This window comes from Thalassotalea sp. PLHSN55, assembly GCF_052030545.1.
Taxonomy (GTDB): domain Bacteria; phylum Pseudomonadota; class Gammaproteobacteria; order Enterobacterales; family Alteromonadaceae; genus CANMXU01.
In genome coordinates this window covers 637,550-656,790 of the sequence record NZ_JBPDIH010000002.1, presented here as the reverse complement: position 1 = coordinate 656,790, position 19,241 = coordinate 637,550, and the positions used below count along the sequence as shown (strand labels likewise).

Sequence of the window (19,241 nt, the reverse complement as noted above, 5' to 3'; positions counted from 1 at the left end):
TAAGGGTTGTGAGGCCTTGAGCTAACTGATACTAATTGCCCGTGAGGCTTAACCATACAACACCCAAGTGGTTTTGTTGTTTAAGACTGGCTAAATAGTCCGTTACCTTCAGCATAAAAAACTCATGTAGGTAAACTACACGACGTTTTTGAATGCTTTGTTAACGAACGATTTATCTCAGCCCTATGCTAGGGTTGAAGATAAAAATCACGTACATAAGTTTGAATAAGAGCGTCGTTCCTTGGCATCCATGCCAACACGACATTAGTGCATCCATGCACGTCAAGTATTTATAAAGGCTTTCAAGATTGAACTTGTTAAAACATTTACGTAGGTAAATGACATAATGGCGAAGCCGCGAGAATACGAGAAACGGAGTTGAGTTTACTCAATGAGTATCGAAGTGTTTGACGCAATAAAGCCAGTATGAATTTAACAAGAAAAATTTTGTCTAGCGACAATAGCGCTGTGGTACCACCTGACCCCATTCCGAACTCAGAAGTGAAACGCAGTAGCGCCGATGGTAGTGTGGGAGTTCCCATGTGAGAGTAGGACATTGCTAGACTTCTCATTAAAGAAGCCCGATTCGAAAGAGTCGGGCTTTTTACTCAAAGCTTCAATGAGTTAAGCTATTTAATTAAAGTAAATTAACTCATTAAAGTTTTTGTTTAGCGACAATAGCGCTGTGGTACCACCTGACCCCATTCCGAACTCAGAAGTGAAACGCAGTAGCGCCGATGGTAGTGTGGGAGTTCCCATGTGAGAGTAGGACATTGCTAAACTCCTCTTCTAAAAAACCTTGTCTAGTGGCAAGGTTTTTTTTCGTTTAAAATATAGTTAAATTTAATTTTGGTAGTATGTATGACTTGGTCTAGCACGTTAAGCTGGAGGAATGCTCAACAACGAGCAGAACTGCTTTCCTCTATTCGGAGTTACTTTGATAGAAATAGTGTTTTAGAAGTGGAAACTCCACTGCTGTCACAAGGGACTGTAACCGATGTTTATTTAGATGCATTTCATACTCGTTACAACTTCTTGGCAAATTCTGATCAAAAAAATTCTGAGTTATTTTATCTGCAAACATCGCCAGAGTTTGCAATGAAACGCTTGCTCGCTTCTGGCTATCAAGATATTTTTCAACTATGTAAAGCGTTTAGGCATGAGCCCGCAGGTAGTCACCATAATCCTGAATTTACGATATTAGAATGGTATCGTCTTGGATTTGATCATTTTGCTTTAATGGATGACTTAGATGCGTTATTACAAGATGTCTTAAACTGCCTTCCTTCAACAAAGTTAAGCTATCAAGAAGTCTTTCTTAAATTCTTAAATATAGACCCATTAGATACTTCACTAGCGAGTTTATTAAGCGTTATAAAAGAGCAAGGCATACTGAGTGACTGGCTAAGTAAGGAAACTGATATCGATGTGCTATTACAATTTATTTTTGCTGAGGTAATTGAACCACAAATTGGTATTGAGGAGCCTTGTTTTATTTATGGTTTTCCTAGATCTCAAGCGGCTTTAGCCAAAATATCAACCGATGATAATAGGGTTGCCGATCGTTTTGAGTGTTATTTTCGAGGGATCGAACTTGCTAACGGGTTTCATGAGTTAACCTGTGCGGATGAACAAAAAGAGCGCTTTGAGCAAGATAATATAACACGTAAGAGTAAAGGATTAGCAGAAAGAGAAATTGACGAAAACTTTTTGGCAGCATTAAACCATGGCTTACCTGAGTGTTCAGGAGTTGCTTTAGGTATAGATAGATTAGTAATGCTCGCTTTGCATGAGAAGTCGATCAAAAATGTAATTAGTTTCCCAATAGAGCATGCGTAAAGTTAAACTTATGTTATACTATCTCAATTGTGATACTGTATCATTAATTGCGGAAGCGAGTTAAAAACGATAATGCTAGATAGATTGGGAATTACAGCAACGTCTCTGTGTGCTTTACACTGTATATTGTTGCCAGTTATTTTGCCTGCTTTACCTTTATTAGGTTTAAGCTTTCTAGCTGATCACGCTTGGGAACATGTCTTTTTATTGGTCACTGGTATTTTAGGTTCAATCGCCATGTTTTCTGGATTCAAACGTTATCATCGCCGTTTATATCCGTTTTATCTATTAATGATTGGTCTAGTTGTATATTGGCTAAAGCACGACTTTTCTGAACAAGTACAACCGTTGATGATAGTTATTGGCGCTACTTTTATAGTCGCTGCTCATATCATTAATATTCGTTTATGCAATGCTTGTAAAACTTGTACAGATGAAGGCTGCAGCGCAGAATAGCGCTACAGTATTTTATTTCCTTTACTACATTTGTAGATCTTTTAATTTCCTTGTTAACGTATTTCTACCCCAACCAAGTTTTTTAGCTGCTTCTTGTTTATGACCGTTGGTAAATACTAATGCTCTGTTAAGGAGTATTTTTTCAAACTCTGGCAATACTTCATCCAAGATTGCACTCTTTCCTTGTAATAACTGGTCATCCATCCAATTAGAAAGTGATGCTTGCCATGATTGAGAAGACTCAATAACTTTACTGGTACGTTCGGTCAACTCAGCGGGTAAATCTTCAACTAAAATTTCTTGACCACTTGCCATGACTGTAAGAAAGCGGCAAATGTTTTCGAGTTGGCGCACATTTCCTGGCCAATCACATTGTTTTAAATAATTAATCGCTTTTTTATCGAGTGATTTAGGATCAACGCTCAGCTCCTTAGCAGCCTGACTTAAAAAGTGATTAGCAAGTTGCTCAATATCTTCTTTTCGTTCACGCAAGCTTGGAATTTGGATGCGAATGACATTCAGGCGATGGAATAAATCTTCACGAAATTCATTACTAGTAACTCTGTCTTCAAGGTTTTGATGAGTTGCTGCGATAATGCGTACATCAACTTTTATTGGTGAATGACCACCAACACGGTAAAATTGACCGTCCGCTAATACTCTCAGTAAACGAGTTTGAATATCTAATGGCATATCGCCTATTTCATCTAAAAAAAGCGTACCATTGTGAGCTTGTTCAAAGCGTCCTTGTCGCACTGCGTTAGCGCCAGTAAACGCGCCTTTTTCGTGACCAAATAATTCTGACTCGATTAGATCTTTTGGAATCGCCGCCATATTTAATGGGATAAACGGTGCGCTTGCGCGAGGGCTATGCATATGAAGAGCGTGTGCCACGAGCTCTTTACCTGTTCCCGATTCGCCGTTAATGAGTACACTGATACTAGAGCGAGATAGGCGGCCGATTGCCCGAAAAACCTCTTGCATAGCTGGAGCTTCACCGATAATACCAACATCTTGCACTGAGTTCTTTTTGTTATTATTTTGAGCTGCTTGCTCTCTGGCGTGGGTTAGTGCACGTTTGGTCAGTGAAACAGCATCATCAATATCAAATGGTTTGGGGAGATATTCAAAAGCACCACCTTGATATGCATTAACAGCACTGTCTAAATCTGAATGAGCCGTCATAATAATAACAGGTATATTAGGGAAATCTTCGCTAATATTTTTGAGTAAAGTCATACCATCGATGTTAGGCATGCGAATATCTGAAATAATAACTTCGGGTTGATTATGATTTAATGCCGTAAGTAAATCATCGGCATTATCAAATGACGCGGCACTGATATTGGCACCAGACATTGCTTTTTCAAGCACCCAGCGAATAGAACTATCGTCATCGACAATCCAAACTTGTTCAGTGATCATTTTAAACTCTCTTCCGGTAAAGGTAATAATATGGTGAATTCTGTGCGACCAGGGCGACTTTTACATGATAGCTTGCCTTGGTGCTGGTGAATTAGGGTCTGTGAAATTGATAACCCGAGTCCTGTGCCATTATTTCGCCCTGATATCATTGGGTAAAATAGTGTGTCTTGAATATTCACAGGTATGCCTGGGCCATTATCTAAAATTGATATTTCTATACATAACCGCACGCGTTTGCCATTGATGGTTTTATTACTGGCAATGCGCGTTTTAAGGGTAATACTGCCCTCGCCGTTGTCAGGTAGTACTAATACAGCGTTATTGACAATATTAAGAACGGCTTGTTGCAGCTTGTCTTCATCGAAACAAATTTCTGGAATTGAAGGGTCGTAATCTCTACGGATAGTAATTTGTTTAGGATTATTGAAGCTGGTTAGTTTATGAACTTTTTCTAATACAAGATGAATATTTTGATTGATCATGTTGGGTAATTGATTAGGCCCTAGTAACTTATCAACCAAGTTAGTTAAGCGATCAGACTGCTCAATGATCATTTTGGTGTACTCTTGTTGCTCTTGAGAAAGCTCTTTATTTAATAATTGCGCTGCACCTCTTAAGCCACCAAGTGGATTTTTTATTTCATGAGCAAGACCGCGTATTAAATCACGTGCTGCTTCCCATTGCTGCTGTTGATTTGCTTCTTGGCTAATTTGTTTTTGATGATCAATTTGTCTCAATTCAATAAGAATATGAGCCACACCATTAAACTCTGCAGCAGATACATTAACTTCAACAGAAATGCTGCTGCCGTCAAGTAACATAAAAGAAACGTCGCTGTCTGAAAACTCTTGTCCCGTAGCAAGCAATTGCCTAAAACGTTGACCGGTAATGGAACAATTTAGCAATACATCATCGATTAATAGTCCATGTAAATTGTGCAAACTCTTCACGAGTAAAGCTTCTGCAGCCGGATTAATATATTGAACAATTAAATTTTCATCTAATGCGATTACAGCTGTTGTCATTTGATGTGGCAATTGCTGCTGGTATGCTAATTTTAATTGTTGTATTTCACGGCGATCGTGCAAGATATTTCCTTAACGCACTATTATTGTGCGTAGACACCTACTGTAATCTATTTAGATTAGCTGTGCATGCTTAAAATGCTACCTAGCTTGTCTCACAGACGAAGCACGGTGCATATAAAAAGTAACTTCTTGAGAGGATGCAATAACCTTGCCTTTACTATTGGTTAATTGCATTTTAATTTTATGTTCGCCGCGATCGATATTTCTAAGGGCAAACATAGAGTGTGTTTGTGGTTTTCCGTAAGGAGCATCGTCTAAAAGTAACTGTATTTTTAGGCCACGTTTAAAGACAGGTTTAATTCTGCCTGTTACATGTACCGAGCCGGTATTGTCACGTATCGTACTATGGTCTTCAGGTTGGGTTATTTCAACTTGGTATTTTTCTTCGATTTCCTTAGGAGTAATATCAAGTATTGACGTATCAACATTAGATTTAACGACATTACCTGGTTTTACCGATACCTCTTCAGATTCTTCTGCGCCGGGTTTGGGGCTGTCAGAGAAAACTAAAACTCCTTGTTCGTTACGCCATACGTATATCTTAGCCGTGGTAGCTAATGAAGGAAGTGATATCGACAGTATTAATGCCGTTACAATTATACGTATGCTCATGACTTAATTACTTATATCCTGTTCCCTTAGGTATAACACTAATCTAACTAAATTACTTTCTTTAGGCTACAAAAAAAAGCTCACCTAAGTGAGCTTTTTAAAATTATAGCTTAATTAACAAAGAGTAATTGCAAATTAAACGCTGTAGTACATATCAAATTCTACTGGGTGAGTAGTAGAGTTTAATAATTCAACTTCGTCACGCTTAAGGCCAATGTATGCATCAATCATGTCTGCATCCATTACACCACCAGCCATCAAGAATTCTTTATCTGCTTCTAATGCATTTAAAGCTTCTTCTAAAGAAGATGCAACTTGTGGAATTGCTAATGCTTCTTCAGCTGGAAGGTCGTATAAATCTTTATCCATAGCATCGCCAGGGTGGATTTTGTTTTTGATACCGTCAAGGCCAGCCATTAACATTGCAGAGAATGCTAAGTATGGGTTAGCTGAAGGATCTGGGAAACGTACTTCGATACGAGTTGCTTTTGGCGTAGGTACAATTGGAATACGAATCGACGCTGAACGGTTACGTGCAGAGTAAGCAAGCATTACTGGTGCTTCAAAACCAGGAACAAGACGTTTGTATGAGTTAGTAGAAGCGTTAGTGAAAGCGTTTAGTGCTTTAGCATGCTTGATGATACCACCGATGTAGTATAAAGCTGTTTCTGACAATCCGCCGTACTTATCACCAGAGAATAAGTTAACACCGTCTTTTGCTAAAGATTGGTGAACGTGCATCCCAGTACCGTTGTCACCAACTAATGGCTTAGGCATGAAAGTCGCTGTTTTACCGTATGCGTGAGCAACGTTATGAACAACATACTTGTAGATTTGAACTTCATCAGCTTTCTTAACCATAGTATTGAAGCGACAAGCGATTTCGTTTTGACCCGCAGTAGCAACTTCATGGTGATGTGCTTCAACAACTAAGCCCATTTCTTCCATTACTAAACACATTGCTGAACGTAAATCTTGTGATGAATCAACTGGTGCAACTGGGAAGTAACCGCCTTTAACACCTGGACGGTGACCGTGGTTGCCGTCTTCGTAGTCAGTACCTGAGTTCCATGCAGCTTCTTTGTCATCAATTTTGTAGAAAGAACCACTCATGTCAGTGTGGAATTTCACGTCGTCAAATACGAAAAACTCTGGCTCTGGACCAATTAATACTGTGTCAGCAATACCTGTTGAACGTAAGTATTCTTCAGCGCGGTGAGCAACTGAGCGAGGGTCACGGCTGTAACCTTGCATAGTAGCAGGTTCAACGATGTCACAACGGATGTTTAATGTAACCGCTTCTGTGAACGGGTCTAATACAGCAGTTTCAGCATCAGGCATTAATACCATGTCTGATTCGTTAATACCTTTCCAACCAGCGATAGATGAACCATCGAACATTTTACCATCTTCGAAGAAATCTTCGTCGACTTGGTGATGAGGAAGAGATACGTGTTGTTCTTTACCTTTTGAATCAGTGAAACGAAGGTCAACAAATTTTACGTCGTTTTCCTTGATAAGGTCTAATACTGCTTTTGACATTGAAAGTCTCCAGTGTAGTTCATTAATTAAAGTTATAAAATGCGTTGCATTCTGCTTGCGAAAATATGAGCTAAAATCGTGCCAATTATAAAACCCTTATTTAATAAGGCTTTTATTTAATACGCACTCAATATCTGCACCAATATGGTGAATCGTGCGCACTATGTCGGTGCGATGAAAATTTATAGTGAAATACACAATAGCATATGAGTAAGGGGATGAGATAAAAATTTAATAATAAATTGGCCGATTTAGATCAAACTAACAAGATAAAACAGGAACTATTTTCTTTGTCGCTAATACTACTGTATAATTCGCGCCCAATTATAGCCTAATGAGCAAAGCCCAGTGTTAGAGAAATTACGTAATGTAGCGATTATCGCCCACGTTGACCATGGTAAAACGACCTTGGTTGATAAGTTATTAGACCAATCAGGTACTCTTGATGCCCGTAACGGTCTTGAAGAACGAGTCATGGACTCTAATGATATCGAGAAAGAGCGTGGTATCACTATCCTAGCTAAGAATACGGCTATTAATTGGAATGATTACCGTGTAAATATCGTTGATACTCCTGGTCACGCCGATTTCGGTGGTGAAGTAGAGCGTGTTATGTCAATGGTAGACTCAGTACTATTAATTGTTGATGCGCAAGAAGGCCCAATGCCACAAACGCGTTTCGTAACCAAAAAAGCATTTGCTCAAGGTTTGAAGCCAATTGTAGTAATTAACAAAATCGACAAGCCAGGCGCACGTCCTGAGTGGGTAATGGATCAAGTATTTGATTTGTTCGACAACTTAGGTGCAACTGATGACCAGTTAGACTTTCAAGTCGTTTACGCTTCAGCAATTAACGGCTGGGCTTCAATGGAAGAAGGCGTTGAAGGTTCAGACATGACACCATTGTTTGAAACTATCGTTGACCAAGTACCACCACCAAATGCTGATGCTGAAGGTGCATTCCAAATGCAAATTTCTCAGCTTGATTACAGCTCTTATTTAGGTGTTATTGGTGTTGGCCGTATTACCCGTGGTAGCGTTAAACCAAACCAGCAAGTAACTGTTGAAGGTGCTAACGGTAAACTTCATAACGGTAAAGTAGGTAAAGTATTTGGTTACTTAGGTTTAGAGCGTCACGAAACTGAAATTGCTCATGCTGGTGATATTATTGCGATCACCGGTTTAGGTGAGTTGAAAATTTCTGACACGATTTGTTGTCCAAATGAAGTTGACGCTCTACCACCATTATCTGTTGATGAACCTACTATCAACATGACTTTCCAAGTGAATACTTCACCGTTCTCAGGTCAAGAAGGTAAATTTGTTACTTCACGTAATATTAAAGACCGTTTGGAAAAAGAATTAGTTCACAACGTAGCTTTACGTGTTGAGCAGCTAGACGATCCAGACAAGTTCAAAGTATCTGGTCGTGGTGAGCTTCACTTAGGTATTTTAATCGAAAATATGCGTCGTGAAGGTTACGAGCTAGCGGTATCTCGTCCTGAAGTAATCATGCGCGAAGTTGATGGCCAATTAGAAGAACCTTATGAAACAGTGACTATTGATGTTGAAGAAGAGCATCAAGGCACGATTATGGAAAAAATGGGTGTTCGTAAAGCAGAACTTACTGACATGGCACCAGATGGTAAAGGCCGTATTCGTATGGACTTTATTATGCCAAGCCGTGGTTTAATTGGTTTCCAAACTGAATTTATGACGGTTACATCAGGTTCTGGTTTAATCTACCATACCTTCTTACAGTATGGTCCTCATAAAGGTGGTGAAATCGGTCAACGCTTAAACGGTGTAATGATCGCTAACGCAACAGGTAAAGCACTAACTAACGCAATCTTTAACTTACAATCTCGTGGTCGTATGTTAATTGGTCATGGTGTTGATATTTATGAAGGTCAAGTTATTGGTATTCATAGCCGTGATAACGACTTAACAGTTAACGCACTTAAAGGTAAGCAGTTAACTAACGTTCGTTCATCGGGTACCGATGAAGCGCAAACACTGACGCCACCAATTATTATGTCGCTTGAACAAGCATTAGAATTTATTGATAACGATGAGCTAGTCGAAGTAACGCCTGAGAGCATTCGTATTCGTAAGAAATTCTTAAAAGAAAGTGACCGTAAGCGCGAAGGTCGTGCTACCAAAGCATAATTTCGCTAAGAACTCGCTAAAAAACCGCTAACTTCGTTAGCGGTTTTTTTGTTTATAAACTGGATGTTTTTTAATACCTTGCTAGAATGCGAAAATGTGCTTGTGCATTTATTGAACATGATAATAGCTAATTTCCCACAGTTAAAGTCGACTAACTGGGATATGCTTAAACACCAAGATAGGTAAAAATTAAAAGGATTTAGTTTTATGACTAGCGAACAGCTAACTGCGCTTAAAGAACTGAGTGATTGTTTTGAAACGGGTATTGCAAGTACTGCGCAAGTACGGCAACTAAAAGAGTTACTAGCGCAACTGAACCGAAATAGTCAGTCGTTTTTCTTTGAAGATAAAGATGAGCTGCGTTATTAATTGCAGCCCACCTGCTCCAGTATCAGAACCAACTATTGCTTTAAATTTGCAATAAACTGTTTTGAACTGTCAATTGCGACATTCATTTCTTTGATAAGAACCTCAATGTCTTGCTTAATCGATTTATATTCACCTTCTAATGCACCAACGGCTTGAGCGTTTAAATTGTGCTTTAAATAAAGGGTATTATCTTTTAAGGCAGAAAGCACCGGCGCCATACTGCTTTCAGCTTTACGCATTGCACCAATGACTTTCTTGTATTTGCGCACCGTTTCTTTATATTTTCCTTGGCTTTGACGTTTTAAGGTCGCATTAGAAAATTCTTCAATTTCATCAGACCATTCGTCAAATAAAGCCTCGGCAACATCTTCAATAGCGTTAACACGCTGAGATACTTCTTCAGCGGCTTTTTCACTGGCTTCGTACTGATCTTTTGTTGCTTCGTATTGCTCGGCAAGTTCACCGCCGTCAAAATTAATTAAAGCGGTTAACCCTTCAAGTGCACTAGAGAATTGCTCTTGCGCTTCTTCTTGTGATTCGTTAGCGTCTTCAACACGAGAAACTAAAATATCGCGTTTGTGTTGTCCAACTGACTCCATTGCGGAATAGTAAGCTGACTGACAACCACCTAATAAGGTTAAAGAGGAACTAATAAAAAGTAAGGGAATTAATTTTTTCATGAACTCGAACCTTTATATTTCGCTGCGTCGATAATACACCAGATATAAACGATAGGTACTAATAGCCAGCCAACTAATAGGTATACAAGTACCCAAGAAACCGCCATGCCGACAAAGAATAAAATGGCCGCTAATATACGCCCTTGTACAAGCTGACCTAAACCGGGAAGAAAAAAACTACAAATTGCGGCCAAAACATTGCCGCCAGAACCTTGACCTGACATTAAAACCTCATCATTTAGTTGTTACAAAAAAGTTAATTAACGTTATCATAGTATAAAATCTTTCAGTATGAAATTTATCCTTGGCGATGTTATGAAGAAAATTAATCAGCTTAATTATAAAGTGTTAAAAGAAGCTGCCAGCGTTTTTCTCCCTTATTTTTTCAAACGCTTACAGCGAGAACATATTCATGTGGTCGCCGGATATTTATCCTATGTTACCTTGATGTCGTTAGTACCGCTATTGGTGGTAATGCTCTCGGTGATGACAGCGTTTCCTATTTTTGCTGATATTCGTACCATAGTAGAAGAATTTATCTATCATAACTTTGTTCCTGCCGCGAGTGACGTGGTTCAGCAGCACTTATCAGGCTTTGTTGCTAATGCCAGTAAAATGTCGGCAGTGGCGATTTCTTTTTTATTTTTATTTGCACTTTTACTTATTTCTGCGATTGATAAAACCTTAAATAAAATTTGGCAGGTCACCGAAAAAAGACGCATTATTACTGCATTTTCTATGTACTGGATGGTCTTAACGTTAGGGCCAGTGCTAGTCGGTAGCAGTATTGCTGCATCTTCTTATTTAGTCTCTCTGGTATCGTTTGGTGACCCGAATGTTGAAGTCGTGACTAACTTCTTTGTTCGCCTATTACCGTTGCTGTCATCCATTGCCGCATTTTTAATTTTATATTTATTGGTGCCAAATAAAGCGGTGCCAATAAAGTTTGCTTTTGTTGGTGCAATTACCGCAGCAATTTTATTTGAATTTGCTAAAAAAGGCTTTGCGCTTTATGTGACACAGCTACCGTCTTACCAAGCAATATATGGCGCGCTAGCCACTATCCCTATTTTATTTTTATGGGTGTATTTATCGTGGTTAATTGTTCTGGTAGGTGCCGTGCTAACGGTCTCTTTAGAAAATTATCAGAGAATTGTGCAAGCTAAGGATATTTCAAATAAAGCGGACTAAACTTAAGCCATGAACTCCATGGTGAGAAGCTTATGTCACGCACATTATTTCCAAAAATTTCAACTTATGATCAGCAGTGGCTAAAAGTCAGTGAGCAACATCAGTTATATTTAGAACAATCCGGCAATCCGGAAGGCACTCCAGTTTTATATCTTCATGGCGGCCCCGGTGCGGGTAGTAATGAACATTGTCGACGTTTTTTTGATCCAGAAAAGTACCGCATTATTATTTTTGACCAACGTGGCTGCGGGCAGTCAACGCCATCTCCTAGCATAATTGAAAATACCACAGCGCATTTAATTGCCGATATTGAGCTTGTACGAAAGCATCTGGGTATTAGTCAGTGGCTAATTACAGGAGGCTCGTGGGGGGCAACCTTAGCACTGCTTTATGGTATTGCCCATGCCGATAAGGTTTTAGGCTTTATTTTACGCGGTACTTTTTTAGCGACGAACAATGAATATGCTTGGTTGTATAACCGTGGCGGCGCTGAAAAATTTTTTCCTAAATATTACCAAGAATTTGTTAATTGCTTGCCATTTGAACTGAGAAGCTCGCCACTGGCGGGTTATCACAAAGTACTGACTTCTGAGAATGAAGTGGCAGCCATTGCGGCAAGCAAAGCTTGGTTTTTATGGGAACTTAGGCTTTCAAGCATAGAACAGCAGCATGTCGATAAAAGCCATGTGCATGATGCACACCAAGCCCATTGCATGGCGTTAATCTCGAGCCATTACTTCATCAATCATTCCTTTATATCGGGGAATTATATCGTTGATCATCTCGATAAAATTCAATCAATACCGGCGATTATTATTCATGGTCGTTACGATATGGTTTGTCCTTTAACCAGTGTTAATTCGTTAGTGTCGTTGTGGGAAAATGCACAATTGCATATTTTACCGGTTGCCGGGCATAGCGCTTTTGAAAAGCAAACAATTGATGCTTTTTGTAAAGCAACGGACAATATGGCTGACTTTCTTGCTGAAAAAAATCTATAATTGGCGCAAATATTACGATTATTTAAGATGTTATGATTGCGTTATTACAGCGTGTTAGCGAAGCAAGTGTTACTGTTGACAATGAAATTATTGGTGAGATTGATAATGGCTTATTGGTCTTGCTTGCGGTTGAGCCAGAAGATACTTTGGCAAAAGCAAAGCGCCTAGCCGAGCGTGTCGCGGGTTACCGAATTTTTGAAGACGACGCCGGTAAAATGAACTTAAACGTCAAACAAAGTGGTGGCGATATTCTGGTGGTTTCACAATTTACCTTAGCGGCAGATACTTCTCGTGGTATGCGCCCAAGCTTTACTAAAGCGGCAAGCCCTGAGCTTGGTAAAAGTTTATACCAAGCCTTTTGCCAACACCTTCGCAGCTTAGGTTTTGTTGTGCCAACTGGGCAATTTGGTGCAGATATGAAGGTAAGGCTACTAAACGATGGACCTGTTACTATCTCGTTAACTATCTAAACTGTTAATTGTGGATACTGCTGTGATGTCCGTGTTGCCAAAATTTAAGCCATCTTTGCTGTAAACGTTCGGATAGGTAACTGTTGCTGTTAATTATCTCATTAGTATGGGTAAAGTGCTGCGGTAAAATATGCACAATGACATTTTGGTAATGGGGCACATTAAAATAACTTAATGTGTGATTTGACAATTGGCTGGTTAAATCCATTAACAAACGGTTAATGTGCTCGTCTGAAATGTCGACCAAGTTTATCGACAAACAGGCACTGGCTGACAGTTGATTGACCAACTTAAGTAACTGCTTATCACAATAATTTAAGGCGCCATTTTCTGCCCGATAAATATCATATATTAACCATTGATTAGCACGTTTTTGTAAGCGTTTGCTTTGGCTAATATCTTCATCGCTGATAATATTAATCTTGATCGCATCTGGATTAAAAAATTGCTTAAATGCCTCGACTACCCGAGGGGAGCGTTCAATACTGGTAAAGTCGATGCTCTCGTTTAAACCATGCATAAACCTAGCGATATTACCGCCACCTAAGCCAAACTCTAAAAGGCTTTTAGGTTTAAAGAAAATTAACGGTAATAACAATGCGCTATGGTGTGGCAAGGTCAGCTTATTAGGTAATCTTCGGCTCATCACGCTTTGAATAACATTATCAAAGGCTAGCCAACGATAATGATTATTTTGGCTTACCGATAGTTTTTCGTGTTGCTGATCAAAGTACAATAAGCTGCCTTGGTTTAGATGCTGAGTTAAGCGCATATAAGTGAGATAACCTCCAAAAATTAATAAGTAAGGTTAAGCATAGCTAATGATCGAATGTCGAGCACCGATAAGTGAACAAGAGTTGCAGCAATATTATCATTTGCGTTGGCGTATTTTGCGTCAGCCTTGGCAACAGCCCGAAGGTAGTGAACAGGATGAGTTAGAACAGCAAAGTTATCATCGTATCTTGGTTGATGAAAATAATACCATAGTTGCGGTGGCAAGATTGCATTTAGTTAGCCAACACCAAGCGCAAATTAGGTACATGGCGGTTGCTGAACAAGCACAAGGCAAAGGTTTTGGCAGGCAAATACTCATAGCACTTGAACAACTTGCATTAACTTTGGGGTGTTGTGAAATTAGCTTAAATGCGCGAGAAAATGCACTTGGTTTTTATCAATCCTTAGATTATCAAAACCAAGGTTTTTCTCATCAGCTCTATCAGAGCATTAAGCATTTTAAGATGATTAAAACCATCAGCCATTTAAAGCAAAGCTCAAAAGAAGTAGAGCTAGCGAAACAATTGCAAGCTACGTGGCATCAAACTATTTTGATGAGCAAAGCAATGAACGTTGAAGTTTGTCATTTTGACGGTGAAACCATGCAAACTTCTTGTGATCTTGTCTTTAATAAAAACCTGCACAACACCATGTTTGCCGGCAGTATTTATACGTTAGCAACATTAACCGGTTGGGGCTGGGTCTATTGCCAACTTGAACTTGCAGGTTATCAAGGGGATATTGTTTTAGCCGATGCCAACATACGTTATCATGCCCCTTTGCATGGTGTGGCAATCGCAAGAACTTCTGTGAATTTAGTTAAAGGCAGCGCACATGCGTTAGCGAGTTCAAAAAAAGCACGTTTTAATATAACCGTAGAAGTTTTGTGTGGTGAACATGTCGTGGCAACGTTTTCAGGTTTGTACGTGGCATTGGCAAAATAATAGCTTTAAACATTAGGAAAGAAAATGACATCAGAATTAGCGTCAGTCAGCATTATTGGTTGTGGTTGGTTAGGCAAACCTTTAGCAAAATCGCTGCATCAACAAGGCTGTTCTGTTATTGCAACAAGCCAGCGTGTGGAAAACTTTGCCGATATTGAAGCTACCGGGGCTAAAGCACTGCAACTTATTTTACCATTTGATAAGGCTATAGATGCCGCTGATATCGACGCTATTTTTAGCCAACAAAATATCGTGATATGTTTGCCGCCACAAATTAAGCGTGGTAAAACCGATTATCCTGAAAAAATAGCGCAAATTGTTCAACGTGCAGAACAAGCTGTCGCTAAAAAAATTATGCTAATTAGCTCAACCGCTGTCTATGGTGGCTTGTCAGGTTCAGTTGATGAAGAAACCGCGCTCAACTATAGTGCGCCTAAAGTTGAAATACTCGCCGGCGCAGAACAAGCAGCATTGGCGTTTTCAGGTCAAGCAACGGTATTAAGACTTGCAGGCTTGATTGGTCCGAAGCGCCACCCAGGCCGATTTTTAACAATGAAAAAACAACTCGCTAATAGTGAGGTTGCCGTTAATTTAATTCACCTTGACGATGTAATAGGTTTGATCACTGAGTTACTTGGTGATGATGCGCCAACAGGCGTTTTTAACGGTGTTAACGATACTCATGTGAGTAAAAAATCATTTTATCAGCAGGCAGCAACAGCGATGGGATTATCGTTACCTGAATTTTCACCAGCAAGCAGTGAAACCTTGAGTAAAGTTGTTATGGGTCATAAAGCGAAAACCCAGTTAAATTACCAAATGAAACATGACGATTTACTGGCGTGGCTAGCGCTAGGAGAGCAATAATGTTGACCCGTTTTTTCAGCTTTGAAAAAACAAGCTTAATTATTTTTAGCGTTTTCTTTGTTCACATTACTTTATTAGATTTATGTTTAATTGATAAACGCGGTTTAATTTTATTGTGGCAAGACAGCTTTCATTGGCTAACGATTACAGTGCATCTAGCAATATCAATAATAGCTACAGGCTGTTATGTTATCAGTCAACGTTGTTATGTTAAGTTGGCTGGGCGAGCGCATTCGTGATGTTAATAATTGCAGCTAAGCGCATTCAATTTGTTCGCGGGCAAGCAAATAGCTATTCAAGTGCGGTCAGGGTGTTTATAATAACACCTTTGTTTTGTTTGGGTTTTATATAACGATGACTTTTCCAAATGATGATACCGGTATGGTATTGGCCGAAATGCAGGAAGCTGGCATAGATTTAAGCCAAGTACATGAAGTGGTTTTTTTTCAACTGTTTGAAAAAGAACAGCAAGCGCAAGCAATGGCGGCATTTTTAGCTGAGCATAAACCGCAAGTTAAAGTAAATGTTCACCCAGACGAGATCCCAAATGTATGGGACCTAGACTGTACCGTAACGATGCAGCCTAACTATGATGATATTGTTACTAAAGAAACTGAATTTGAGCAAATTGCCGCAAAGTTTGACGGCTATAACGACGGCTGGGGAATTGAAGCTTAATAGCGTTAAGCAATAAGCGGTAAGCTTTAAGCAGTAAGCCGTAAGCAATAAGCAGTAAGCAGTAAGCGATAAGCTGCAAGTGTTAAGCAGTAAGCCGTAAGCAATGAGCTTTAAGTAAAAAGCTTTAAGTAAAAAGCTTTAAGTAAAAAGTAGGAAGCTGTAAGCTATAAGAAATAACTGTTAAGCAATAAACAATAAGCTACTTCAGCTTATTTCTCTTCATCGTCATCAATATGAAAAGCGGGCAATGATACTTTCCAATAAATGCCCGCAAGTCTTAAAATTAACGCGCCAAAAATACCACTCATCACCGCAATGTGCTCGGCTACTCCTAAATATTGAAGGGCAACATAAATTACCCCGCCAAATATTGCTGCTGTTGCGTAAATTTCTTGTCGTAAAATCATTGGGATCACATTACACAATACATCGCGTATCATGCCGCCGGCAACGCCAGTTATTGTTCCCATGACTACCGCAACTAATGCAGGCGTACCTAAAGAAAGCGCCTTTTCGGTGCCTAACACGGCAAATAGTGCCAAGCCAAAGGCATCGGCTATTAGTAAAAAGCGTTTAGGAATACGTTTAGGCTCTCTGATCAACAAAATAGTGAGCAGGGCAGTGATTAAAATTACCAGTAAGTAATAGGGCTTAACGACCCAAAATACGGGGGTTTGCAAAATAACGTCGCGAATCGTACCGCCGCCAATTGCAGTTACTGCGGCTAAGACAACTACGCCAAAAGGATCGAGTTTATATCGACCTGCCATTAATGCACCAGATAAGGCAAAAACAACAATGCCAAAAATATCTAACCAAAAGAGTAGTTGTATCATATTACTTTAATAAATTATTCAGTTACTAAGGGTAAACCTTCGGCTTGCCACGCTTTCATGTCGCCACTTAGGTGACGTATACGGGTAAAACCTTTCTCGGCCAATATGGCTTCTGCAATACCTGCTCTGCGACCTGAACGACAATAAACAACAAGGGTTTTATCTTTAAATTGACTGAGCTTGTGGTATTGCTCAGCCATGTTGTTGTGGCTAATATTAATCGCACCTTTAATATGACCTTGCGCATATTCTTCTGCAGAACGCACATCAAGCACGACTAAGTCGTAAGGTGTTGGTGCATTCATCAAACTGAGTAATTGTGCTTGTGACATGTTTGGTGTTTGTGCAAAACAGGCCGGCATTATAATGGCGAATAGCAAAGCAAATTGTTTAATTTTGTTCATAAAATATCCTTAAATGATGCTTGTTGTTTATTACTTTATGGTGCAACGGTTAGCGCTGCAAATATTGCCAGAAAAAAGCAAATACTTAACAGCACTAAGATGTATTTAATTCGAGACGATGCATGAATAATATCAGTGATCTCAGGTTGTTTTCCTTGATCATTAAAGCTCTTCCTGCGCAGCTTTTCACCTTGGTACATAGCAACACCGCCAAGCCGACAGCCTAATGCTAAGGCTTGTATGTGAAGAACAAAGTCATTATTTAGTTTGAAAAAGTGAGGGCTAACTAACCGCCAATTAAGCACAAAACCTTGGCCTAAGGTACTCAGCAGCAGGCAAAATCCATACACTCTCATTGGCAGCCATTGTAGTAAATAACTAATGGTTTTAGGGCGATCGCCAAATGCAAAAAAACGAGCTTCTTTGGTATTCCAGCTGTAGCTCATCTCTAGAATTATTCGATAGCTTATCGCTGCAAGCGGCCCTAAAAGCAAAAAGAAAAATACCGTTGTAATTAGCTGTTGGCCAATGCGTAATAATTGCATTTCAATGCTGGCTTTGGTTAAGCCTAAGCTTGAAAGCTTTTCTGACTCACGTAATAAAAAAGGCTGCAGGAGTTGTTTCGCGTGGTACTTTTGTTGAGCAGATAAGGCGTTAGCAATTTTTTTGTTTTGGCTGAATAAGTCGACGCCGTCAATCGCAATATAAAGGAGAAATCCTTGCCAGAGCCACAGCACTGCAACGAAAGTTTCAAAGAGCCATAATATCGCCACAAGAGGAGCGAAAGTTATAGCAAAAGCAACAAGGCCAGCAACGGTTTGTTGGCTATGGCTATTTTCAGCCTTGTTAACTTTATTGGCTAAGCTTTGGCAATAGAACTGAAAAAAACGCCAAGGTTGGTGAGCAACCAAGTGAGTTAAAATGGCTTTTATTAAAATAACGGTAAAAGCCATTAACACCGATTGTAGCCAAGAAGGGAGTTCAGCAAAACTTGCCATGATAGTGGCTCTTTTATTGTTTTAAGCTGATATTAGCTTAATGATTTCCCTTGTAAAGCATTTAACATATTCAGCACTAATTGTGACGAATTTACCGAGGCTGTTTCTAAGTAGGCTTCAAAAGAGGTTGGCGATTCTTTTCCGGCAATATCAGACATCGAGCGAATAACGACAAAGGGTACTTTAAATTGATGACAAGTATGGGCAATGGCGGCGCCTTCCATTTCAACAGCTGCCATGGTTGGGAAATTTTTTCTCGCTTTGGCGATATCGTCTTCTGCGGTCATAAAGGTATCACCTGTAGTAATTAAACCCACGAGTGTTTGAATATTTTCAAGTGAACTAATACCTGCTTTTGCCGCCTCCACTAACTGAGGATGCGGAATATAGGCTGGTGGATTTGCAGGAAGTTGACCTACTTCATAACCGAATGCGGTCAAGTCGACATCGTGATACCTTACTTCATCGCTGATAACAATATCACCAACTTTTAATGATTGTTCAAATCCGCCGGCAGAACCTGTATTTACTACATAGTCAGGTGAAAATTTGTCGATCAATAATGCGGTTGCTAATGCCGCTGCAACTTTACCAATGCCTGATTGCACAATAACGACATCGTTACCGTCAAGTTGCCCTTGATAAAACTGGTAACCTGCAATTTCTGAGGTTTCGATATTGGTAAGTTTGCTTTTTAAAATAGCAACTTCTGGCTCCATTGCGCCAATAATGCCTGCTTTCATGATTTTTCCAAGTGAATGCGTTGTAAATATTGCAGGGGATTATAGCGCGGCTAAGCCTAGATTAAAAATTAACTCTGTTGTTAATCAACAACGCTTGCGGCTTGTCATGGGTAATAAAAAAGCCTCAACTGCGAAACAGTTAAGGCTTAGTTTTT

General features: G+C 39.6%; 21 protein-coding genes and 2 rRNA genes. 12 read left to right on the top strand and 11 right to left on the bottom strand.

All coding sequences use genetic code 11. The annotated features are described in order from the left end of the window. The first annotated feature begins 450 nt into the window (after nucleotides 1-450). From rrf (ACRRSQ_RS05945) to ACRRSQ_RS05930, 4 genes are all read left to right on the top strand, one after another. A 5S ribosomal RNA gene (gene rrf, locus ACRRSQ_RS05945) occupies nucleotides 451-565 on the top strand. Between the two features lie 102 nt (nucleotides 566-667). After that, nucleotides 668-782 (top strand): 5S ribosomal RNA (gene rrf, locus ACRRSQ_RS05940). A 79-nt stretch (nucleotides 783-861) separates the two neighbouring features. Further along, nucleotides 862-1,839, top strand: coding sequence for an elongation factor P--(R)-beta-lysine ligase (gene epmA / locus ACRRSQ_RS05935; RefSeq protein WP_440874788.1), 978 nt, complete (start codon nucleotides 862-864; stop codon nucleotides 1,837-1,839). A 72-nt stretch (nucleotides 1,840-1,911) separates the two neighbouring features. Continuing rightward, nucleotides 1,912-2,295, top strand: coding sequence for a MerC domain-containing protein (locus tag ACRRSQ_RS05930; RefSeq protein ID WP_440874787.1), 384 nt, complete (start codon nucleotides 1,912-1,914; stop codon nucleotides 2,293-2,295). Between the two features lie 24 nt (nucleotides 2,296-2,319). Here the strand turns inward: ACRRSQ_RS05930 and glnG are convergent, their stop codons facing one another. From glnG to glnA, 4 genes are all read right to left on the bottom strand, one after another. Beyond that, nucleotides 2,320-3,720: a nitrogen regulation protein NR(I) gene (gene glnG, locus ACRRSQ_RS05925; RefSeq protein WP_440874786.1), complete on the bottom strand. Its 1,401-nt coding sequence runs from the start codon at nucleotides 3,718-3,720 to the stop codon at nucleotides 2,320-2,322. After that, on the bottom strand, nucleotides 3,717-4,808 hold the full coding sequence (gene glnL, locus ACRRSQ_RS05920) for a nitrogen regulation protein NR(II) (protein ID WP_440874785.1): 1,092 nt from the start codon (nucleotides 4,806-4,808) through the stop codon (nucleotides 3,717-3,719). The genes glnG and glnL overlap by 4 nt, the downstream gene beginning before the upstream one ends. Before the next feature lie 78 nt (nucleotides 4,809-4,886). After that, nucleotides 4,887-5,420: a DUF4124 domain-containing protein gene (locus tag ACRRSQ_RS05915; protein ID WP_440874784.1), complete on the bottom strand. Its 534-nt coding sequence runs from the start codon at nucleotides 5,418-5,420 to the stop codon at nucleotides 4,887-4,889. Nucleotides 5,421-5,555: 135 nt separating this feature from the next. Continuing rightward, on the bottom strand, nucleotides 5,556-6,962 hold the full coding sequence (gene glnA / locus ACRRSQ_RS05910; RefSeq protein ID WP_440874783.1) for a glutamate--ammonia ligase: 1,407 nt from the start codon (nucleotides 6,960-6,962) through the stop codon (nucleotides 5,556-5,558). Nucleotides 6,963-7,310: 348 nt separating this feature from the next. Here glnA and typA point away from each other — a divergent pair, with 348 nt between their 5' ends. Continuing rightward, nucleotides 7,311-9,131, top strand: coding sequence for a translational GTPase TypA (gene typA, locus ACRRSQ_RS05905; protein ID WP_440874782.1), 1,821 nt, complete (start codon nucleotides 7,311-7,313; stop codon nucleotides 9,129-9,131). Nucleotides 9,132-9,338: 207 nt separating this feature from the next. Continuing rightward, nucleotides 9,339-9,500, top strand: coding sequence for a hypothetical protein (locus ACRRSQ_RS05900; protein WP_440874781.1), 162 nt, complete (start codon nucleotides 9,339-9,341; stop codon nucleotides 9,498-9,500). A gap of 32 nt (nucleotides 9,501-9,532) precedes the next feature. On the opposite strand, the gene ACRRSQ_RS05895 is transcribed toward ACRRSQ_RS05900, so the two are convergent. Together ACRRSQ_RS05895 and ACRRSQ_RS05890 are read right to left on the bottom strand one after the other, a co-directional pair. Continuing rightward, nucleotides 9,533-10,180 carry a DUF2959 domain-containing protein gene (locus ACRRSQ_RS05895; RefSeq protein ID WP_440874780.1) on the bottom strand — a complete coding sequence of 216 codons (648 nt, stop codon included), beginning with the start codon at nucleotides 10,178-10,180 and terminating at the stop codon, nucleotides 9,533-9,535. Continuing rightward, nucleotides 10,177-10,404 carry a hypothetical protein gene (locus ACRRSQ_RS05890; RefSeq protein ID WP_440874779.1) on the bottom strand — a complete coding sequence of 76 codons (228 nt, stop codon included), beginning with the start codon at nucleotides 10,402-10,404 and terminating at the stop codon, nucleotides 10,177-10,179. The genes ACRRSQ_RS05895 and ACRRSQ_RS05890 overlap by 4 nt, the downstream gene beginning before the upstream one ends. A gap of 91 nt (nucleotides 10,405-10,495) precedes the next feature. Between ACRRSQ_RS05890 and ACRRSQ_RS05885 the strand changes: the two genes are divergently transcribed. The 3 genes from ACRRSQ_RS05885 to dtd are packed head-to-tail and all read left to right on the top strand — an operon-like array spanning nucleotide 10,496 to nucleotide 12,842. Continuing rightward, entirely contained in the window at nucleotides 10,496-11,371 is an 876-nt protein-coding gene (locus ACRRSQ_RS05885) for a virulence factor BrkB family protein (protein WP_440874778.1), read from the top strand. A 32-nt stretch (nucleotides 11,372-11,403) separates the two neighbouring features. Beyond that, nucleotides 11,404-12,372, top strand: coding sequence for a prolyl aminopeptidase (gene pip, locus ACRRSQ_RS05880; protein ID WP_440874777.1), 969 nt, complete (start codon nucleotides 11,404-11,406; stop codon nucleotides 12,370-12,372). Nucleotides 12,373-12,404: 32 nt separating this feature from the next. Continuing rightward, nucleotides 12,405-12,842 (top strand): D-aminoacyl-tRNA deacylase, encoded by a 438-nt coding sequence (gene dtd / locus ACRRSQ_RS05875; RefSeq protein WP_440874776.1) that lies wholly within the window; start codon nucleotides 12,405-12,407, stop codon nucleotides 12,840-12,842. Between the two features lie 4 nt (nucleotides 12,843-12,846). Here the strand turns inward: dtd and ACRRSQ_RS05870 are convergent, their stop codons facing one another. Next, on the bottom strand, nucleotides 12,847-13,614 hold the full coding sequence (locus ACRRSQ_RS05870) for a hypothetical protein (protein WP_440874775.1): 768 nt from the start codon (nucleotides 13,612-13,614) through the stop codon (nucleotides 12,847-12,849). Nucleotides 13,615-13,663: 49 nt separating this feature from the next. Here ACRRSQ_RS05870 and ACRRSQ_RS05865 point away from each other — a divergent pair, with 49 nt between their 5' ends. From ACRRSQ_RS05865 to ACRRSQ_RS05855, 3 genes are all read left to right on the top strand, one after another. Then, on the top strand, nucleotides 13,664-14,560 hold the full coding sequence (locus ACRRSQ_RS05865; protein WP_440874774.1) for a bifunctional GNAT family N-acetyltransferase/hotdog fold thioesterase: 897 nt from the start codon (nucleotides 13,664-13,666) through the stop codon (nucleotides 14,558-14,560). A 24-nt stretch (nucleotides 14,561-14,584) separates the two neighbouring features. Continuing rightward, entirely contained in the window at nucleotides 14,585-15,427 is an 843-nt protein-coding gene (locus ACRRSQ_RS05860; protein ID WP_440874773.1) for an NAD-dependent epimerase/dehydratase family protein, read from the top strand. Between the two features lie 354 nt (nucleotides 15,428-15,781). Continuing rightward, the gene (locus tag ACRRSQ_RS05855; protein ID WP_440874772.1) at nucleotides 15,782-16,105 is read left to right on the top strand and encodes a ribonuclease E inhibitor RraB; all 324 of its coding nucleotides are present in this window, start codon (nucleotides 15,782-15,784) and stop codon (nucleotides 16,103-16,105) included. Between the two features lie 209 nt (nucleotides 16,106-16,314). Here ACRRSQ_RS05855 and ACRRSQ_RS05850 read toward each other — a convergent pair whose 3' ends face one another. The 4 genes from ACRRSQ_RS05850 to mtnN are packed head-to-tail and all read right to left on the bottom strand — an operon-like array spanning nucleotide 16,315 to nucleotide 19,086. Continuing rightward, nucleotides 16,315-16,941, bottom strand: coding sequence for a trimeric intracellular cation channel family protein (locus ACRRSQ_RS05850; protein ID WP_440874771.1), 627 nt, complete (start codon nucleotides 16,939-16,941; stop codon nucleotides 16,315-16,317). 14 nt (nucleotides 16,942-16,955) lie between these two features. After that, complete coding sequence (locus tag ACRRSQ_RS05845; protein ID WP_440874770.1) at nucleotides 16,956-17,345, bottom strand: rhodanese-like domain-containing protein; 390 nt, start codon at nucleotides 17,343-17,345, stop codon at nucleotides 16,956-16,958. A 35-nt stretch (nucleotides 17,346-17,380) separates the two neighbouring features. Continuing rightward, nucleotides 17,381-18,343, bottom strand: coding sequence for a cobalamin biosynthesis protein CobD/CbiB (locus tag ACRRSQ_RS05840; RefSeq protein WP_440874769.1), 963 nt, complete (start codon nucleotides 18,341-18,343; stop codon nucleotides 17,381-17,383). Nucleotides 18,344-18,375: 32 nt separating this feature from the next. Next, entirely contained in the window at nucleotides 18,376-19,086 is a 711-nt protein-coding gene (gene mtnN, locus ACRRSQ_RS05835) for a 5'-methylthioadenosine/S-adenosylhomocysteine nucleosidase (protein WP_440874768.1), read from the bottom strand. Nucleotides 19,087-19,241: the final 155 nt, after the last annotated feature.